The following is a 4,230-nucleotide window of genomic DNA, read 5'->3' as shown; positions in this document are numbered from 1 at the left end:
TTTTGGCCAAAAAGGCGGCTGAGGTTTACGCCGCAGACACGGACTATATCGACCTAAAGGTTGAACTTCACCGACGTTTGCTTGATCTCATCAATCTCTCCGCGCTTGAAAAAATGTCGCGACAGCAGATTGAAACCGAAATTGGTGAGCTGGTGCATGAGCAGTTGGCGCAGCAAAAGCATGCGCTCAACCATGAAGAGCGCAAGCAGCTGGTTTCGGATATTCTGGATGAGTTGTTGGGCCTTGGGCCGCTGGAACCGCTACTCGAAGACAACACCATAACCGACATCCTGGTCAACGGGCCCGAAGTGGTGTTTGTCGAACGCAAGGGCGTTCTTGAGCGTGTCGAGACACGTTTCAAAGATGAACGCCACTTGCTGCGCATCATCCAGAAAATCGTCAGCGCGGTTGGACGCCGTGTCGATGAATCCTCCCCCTTCGTCGACGCCCGATTGCCCGATGGATCGCGTGTCAATGCGATCGTACCTCCGCTGGCTGTCGACGGTTCGCTTCTTTCGATCCGCAAATTCGCGAAAATTCCCCATCAACATGGAGAAACTGAGCGAACTGGGCAAGTGTGCCAAACGCAGATTGCAGAGGTGTTGAAGGGTGTCGTCCGGGCACGGCGCAATGTCCTGATTTCGGGTGGCACGGGTTCGGGTAAGACGACTTTGCTCAACGCCATGTCTGCTTTCATCGATGAACGCGAACGCATCGTAACCATTGAAGACTCGGCTGAACTTCAGCTCCAACAAAGCCATGTGGCGCGCCTCGAAACGCGCCCACCCAACATCGAAGGCAAGGGCGAGGTCAATCAGCGCGATCTTGTGAAAAACGCGCTGCGCATGCGCCCCGACCGTATCATCCTGGGCGAAGTCCGTTCGGGCGAAGCGTTCGACATGTTGCAAGCCATGAACACCGGCCATGACGGATCGATGACCACCGTACACGCCAACACCCCGCGTGATGCCTTGTCGCGTATCGAACAGATGATCGGGATGAGCGGGATCGACATTTCCCCGCGCTCTGCGCGTGCGCAAATTGCCTCAGCATTGAACGTAGTTATCCAGATCGGGCGCCTGTCAGATGGTCGCCGCCGCCTTTTGAGCCTCTCCGAAATTGTCGGCATGGAAGGCGAAACCATCACCATGCAGGAAATTTTCCGTTTCCGCATGATGGGACGCGACGAGAACAATATGGTCATCGGTCATTTCGAAGCGACTGGCATTCGGCCCAAGCTGCTTGAAGACCTGTCTGCACATGGCGTTTCGCTAAACGCGGATCTGTTCCGCCCTGATAAGAGGATCGATTGATGGATCCCGTCATCCTCAGGGTTTTGGCGCTGATCGTCATATTTGCCTCGGTCTTTCTGGTTTCGGAAAGGCTGATCGCGACGATCCAGCAGCGGCAAAGAGGCAGTCGCGCGGTCAACAAACGCCTGAAAATGATCGAGGGTGGGCTGGACCGCGAAATTGTGACGTCACGCCTGCGCAAATCAGCCCCTGGCACCTTCGCCAACATGTCCGGATTCATCGGAAAATTGGGTCGTTCGGTGGAACGCACGGTGATTGCGTCAAGCATTCCACTCCCGCCCAACCAGATCATGCTTGGAATGGCCATCGCCTCCACAGCGGTAGTCGGCCTTATCTTGCTCGGTGCTGGCTTGTCGGGCTTTTCGATCGGTATCGGGGTCATCCAACTCGCCATAGCCCTGGGCCTCTGCTTTGGTACCGGAATTCCGATGATCGTACTCTCGAACATGGCATCGAAACGTAAAAAGCGTATGCAGGAACAGTTCCCTGTCGCGCTCGACATATTCGTCCGCGGTTTGCGATCCGGCCACCCGATTGCCTCGGCTCTAGATTTGCTGACCAAGGAAATGGAAGACCCGTTGGGAACCGAATTCGGCCTTGTGGTCGACGAAGTATCTTATGGCGCAGACCTTCGCGATGCCTTGCAAAACATGGTAGATCGCTGGGGCATCGACGATATCCAGATGTTTGTCGTCTCGCTTTCCGTGCAGAATGAAACGGGTGGTAACCTGGCGGAAATCCTAGCCAACCTCTCGACGGTGATTCGTGAACGGCACAGCATGTATATGAAAGTAAGGGCATTGAGTTCGGAAGGTCGAATGACCGCGCTGATTTTGACAGCATTGCCCATTTTGGCATTCAGCGCCCTCTTCCTGTCCAACCCTGCATTTTATCTCGACGTAGCGCAGGATCCTATTTTCCCGGTCGGCTTTATCGGCTGATAGTGCTTTATGCAGTCGGTTTCATCTCGATCCGGCGCATGATCGATTTGAAGGTCTGAAATGCTTGAGAGTTTCGCCATTTCCATGACAATGCGCATCACCTTGCTGGTGCTGATATTCTTGCTGGTGGTCGTCAGCGTGATGCTGATCTCAAACTTCATCGCCAATCGCGCTGCAGTTCGCGGACGACTGGATGAGTTGGGCACGCCCGTACGCGGCACTGAAGGTGCAGCTTGCGACGTGACAGAATTTCGGAGGGCTGGGCCAAGCTCACCGACCGCATTGAGCGCGCCGGAATTTCGCTCGTCGATACCCAGGGAGACAAACTTCGGGCGAGGCTGATTGCAGCTGGCTACAACTTCGCCTGCGGCTCCCAAATTGTTCACGCTTGTTCGGATGATAACCCTATTCCTCTTACCGGGAACGCTACTGCTCGCCGCCGTTTTTGGTGGTTCGGAAATTTCCCCGATGAAGCTTTATATATTCGGGGTTTTGCTAGCGATTCTAGCCTTTACCTGCCAAACCTGTTCATTTCTGCTAAGGCAGATCGGCGCCGCGAAGAAATTATCAATGGCTTTCCCGATGCGCTCGACCTGATGCTCGTTTGCGTCGAAGCGGGCCTCGGCATGGAGGCTGCATTTGACCGTGTCGGACGCGAGATGCTGAATTCGCATCCCTTGCTTTCAGAACTACTATCAATGGTAACTTTGGAATTGCGAGCCGGTGCCACCCGCGAACAAAGCATTGCGTAAAATGGCCGACAGGTCGCAGGTCGACGAAATCCGTTCATTTGCTACGCTTTTGATCCAATCGGACAAGCTCGGTTCGAGCGTGGGCGACACGCTGCGCGTTTTATTCCAATGAAATGCGGGAAAAACGCAGGTTGCGGGCCGAAGAAAAGGCACACCGCCTGCCCGTGTTGCTCTCGGTTCCGCTGGTCGCATGCATGCTTCCAGTGATGATCGGGGTGTTGATGTTGCCTGCAGTAATACGTGTAATCCGGCAGGTTGCGCCGGCATTGGCGGGGGGATGAACATGAATCGATATCAGATCCGGATCGTTTGCACCGCTGCGACGATCACTTTTCTCGGAGGGTGTTCGGCTTTCCAGCCACAGGCCAAGCTTGAGATACGCGCGGTTGAATCGGTTGAGCGCTCTGCAAAACAGGATGCGCTGGCTGAAGGGCGCGCCCTCCTCAACCTAGGGCAGAATGCGAATGCAATTTCGGCATTTCGCGAAGCGCTGCGCGAGCAACCGGATAGTGGCGATGCTTATAACGGTCTTGCAGTCGCCTATGACCGGATTGGCAGGAAGGACCTGGCGCAGCGTTATTTTGAACTGGCGCTTTCCTTTGAACCTGAAAACCCAAAGTTCCGTGCGAACTTGGCGCGGCTTTACACCCGTAACGGACAGCCGCAACTCGCTGCAGCATTGATCGAGCCAGTTCAGAATGCCGAACCGCCTGCCCCGCAGGAAGAAATCAAATTTGTAACGGCGCTAAGCGACCAAGCTCCGCAGGAAGCCGCTCCAGCAATCACAATAGAGACGCCTGCCTTGGCCGCCCTGGCCGTCGACAGCCCAATTGCCGCCGCAGCCCCAATGCTTCCGAGGCTAGAGGTTCCAACAGGCCCCGATGCGGACATGTCGAGTCCCGTTATTCAGGCTGTTTACAGGCCGCAGGCAACGATGGCGATCCGGCCCGCCGCAATCCAGCCACGCCAATTGCCAAAGCCGTCAGCCCCGACATTTCCGGATCGCCCGAGCGAGCGACAACCGTTCGACGTACCGCGGCAAGTCACTGCACCCGCGCAGCGGGAAGGTATTCGGCTGGAACGTGTTTCACTGGGCGAGGTCCGTTTGGTCACTCGGCCTTCAACACCAGTCGCGGTGACGCAAAAGCGCGATTTTGAGAGCTTTGGAGCACGTCTCGCCAACTGGCTTCCAGATGCCATTGCTATCGAGCAGGCTGGTCAACC

The 4,230-nt window shown here is 55.7% G+C and carries 4 protein-coding genes; all 4 read left to right on the top strand.

The window, feature by feature from the left end; genetic code table 11:
* A partial coding sequence (locus VZ94_RS21480) for a TadA family conjugal transfer-associated ATPase (protein WP_045780810.1) occupies positions 1 to 1,313 on the top strand: 1,313 nt, incomplete at its 5' end.
* Positions 1,313 to 2,254, top strand: a complete 942-nt coding sequence (locus VZ94_RS21475) for a type II secretion system F family protein (protein ID WP_204369259.1) — start codon at positions 1,313 to 1,315, stop codon at positions 2,252 to 2,254. The genes VZ94_RS21480 and VZ94_RS21475, both read left to right, overlap by 1 nt.
* 233 nt (positions 2,255 to 2,487) lie before the next feature.
* The gene (locus tag VZ94_RS27505; RefSeq protein WP_204369258.1) at positions 2,488 to 3,006 is read left to right on the top strand and encodes a type II secretion system F family protein; all 519 of its coding nucleotides are present in this window, start codon (positions 2,488 to 2,490) and stop codon (positions 3,004 to 3,006) included.
* A gap of 277 nt (positions 3,007 to 3,283) precedes the next feature.
* Positions 3,284 to 4,230: tetratricopeptide repeat protein (locus VZ94_RS24015; protein ID WP_052700834.1), on the top strand; the 947-nt coding region annotated here is incomplete at its 3' end.

The sequence above is a fragment of the Methylocucumis oryzae genome, assembly GCF_000963695.1.
Lineage (GTDB): Bacteria > Pseudomonadota > Gammaproteobacteria > Methylococcales > Methylomonadaceae > Methylovulum > Methylovulum oryzae.
The sequence above is the reverse complement of the archived record's forward strand: the minus strand, read 5'-3'. Positions and strand labels throughout refer to the sequence as shown.

Excerpts from the sequence above, each read along its gene's own strand:
- VZ94_RS21475 (WP_204369259.1), top strand. The coding sequence starts at position 1,313 with ATGGATCCCGTCATCCTCAGGGTTTTGGCGCTGATCGTCATATTTGCC.